Annotated in this window: 1 pseudogene; it reads left to right on the forward strand. The window is 40.0% G+C overall.

Annotation, left to right across the window (positions count from 1 at the left end):
- Positions 1–2037 (forward strand): annotated as a pseudogene (locus ACFILT_RS03485) (hypothetical protein); the annotation flags it as partial.

Consider the following 2037-nt stretch of genomic DNA (forward strand, 5'->3'; position numbering starts at 1 on the left):
TAGCGCTAAATCAACAGATGCTGTCGCTGGTAATCAACTTTATTCAATGAATCAGACATTTGCGACGTATTTTGGTGGAGGAGCTGGTTATGATAAAGATGGACAATGGAAAGCTCCAAATTTTGTAATCAAGAAAGTTGATGCAGAAGGTAAAGAAAGTGAGGAAAGCTATAAGAGTGTAGCGGAAGCACTTTCTGATATTAGTAGTTCAGTCACGAATGTTCATAATGATGTTACCAATGTTGTCAGTGATAGCCTTGTCAAGCAGGATGAGAAGACGAAAATTATCACTATTGGTAAAGAAGTAGAAGGCACAGAAATAAGTCTTCTGGATGACAAGGGCAAAGAGCGGACACTTTCAGGTGTTAAGGCAGCAACGAAGAATAATGAAGCTGTTAACAAAGGTCAGCTTGATGCAAGTCTGAAAGATCTTTCTACTAGCCTTCAGTCTGATGAATCGGCTGTTGTTCATTACGATAAAAAAGAGGGTGAGAATGGTGGCATTGATTACACGAGTGTGACTTTAGGTAAAGGTAAGGATGCAGGACCAGTTGCACTTCATAATGTAGCGGATGGTACCATTGCTGAAAATTCACATGATGCGATTAATGGTAGTCAGATCAACACGATTTCTCAGAATGTAGCTAAATTCCTTGGTGGCGATGCGGCATTTAAAGACGGTAGCTTTACCAACCCTACTTATAACTTATCTCGCGTTTCTGAAGATGGTGAGGTAACACAAAAAGCCTTTACCAATGTTGGTTTAGCATTTGAAGGACTTGATGCAAATATCAAAAATGTGAATCAGCGTATTAAGGAAGTCTCGGAAGGAGTTGCACAAGATTCTTTATCATGGAGCGAGGGTGAAAAATCCTTTGTAGCCTTGCATGGAGGAAAAGACGGTGCAAAGACAAATAGCAAGATTAAGTTCCTTGCGGCAGGAGATATTACGAAAGAATCTACAGATGCAGTAAATGGCTCCCAACTTTATTCCTTAGGAAAAGATCTTGCATCGTACTTAAACGGTGATGCTAAGTATGAGAAAGATCAATGGTTGTTGCCTAGATTTAAAGTTACACACCTTAAAGAAGATGGCACATCAGAAGAAGCTGAGTATGATAGTGTTTCAGAAGCTCTTTCAGGTGTTGGTAATTCTTTCACGAATGTGGTTAAAGACTTTAATGACAAAGTCACGAATATTACGCAGGAAGTTCAAGGCGATGCGCTGTTGTGGAATGAAAGTGAAAAAGCCTTTGTAGCCAAGCATGGGGAAGGTAAGGACAGAAACAATAGCAAATTGAAGTTTCTTTTAGATGGAGAGGTTTCTGCAAGCTCCAGTGAAGCAGTCAATGGTTCTCAGCTTTTTGATACGAATAAGACTGTTGCAACTTATTTAGGCGGTGGCGCTGAATATGAAGAAGGAAAATGGAGTGCTCCAAGCTTTAAAGTTAAGATCGTCAAAGAAGATGGCAGTGCTGTTGAAGAACAAAGTTATGATGATGTTGCTAAAGCATTTGCTGGTGTAGGGAATTCATTCACGAATATTCACAAAGAGCTTAAGAATGAGATTAACCAAGTTGTGGGAGATAGTCTTGTTAAACAAGATGAAAAGACACATGCTATTAGTGTAGGGGGTGAAAAGAGTGGTACAGAAGTTAAGCTTTCGAATATTGATGGTGCCGCACGGACTCTTTCCGGTGTGAAATCAGGAATGCTTTCGGAAGCATCGAGTGAGGCGGTCAATGGTTCTCAGCTTTTTGATACGAATAAGACTGTTGCAACTTATTTAGGTGGTGGCGCTGAATATAAAGAAGGTCAATGGAATGCTCCAAGCTTTAAAGTTAAGATCGTCAAAGATGATGGCAGTGCTGTTGAAGAGCAAAGTTATGATGATGTTGCCAAAGCGTTTGCTGGTGTAGGGGCTTCATTCACGAATATTCACAAAGAGCTTCAGAGTGAGATTAATAAAGTTGTAGGAGATAGTCTTGTTAAGCAGGATGATGCTACGAAGGTAATCAAGATAGGTGATGAAAAAGA

Origin of the sequence: Bartonella sp. AP7XZML, from assembly GCF_042195745.1 — a bacterium.
Taxonomy (GTDB): Bacteria; Pseudomonadota; Alphaproteobacteria; order Rhizobiales; family Rhizobiaceae; genus Bartonella.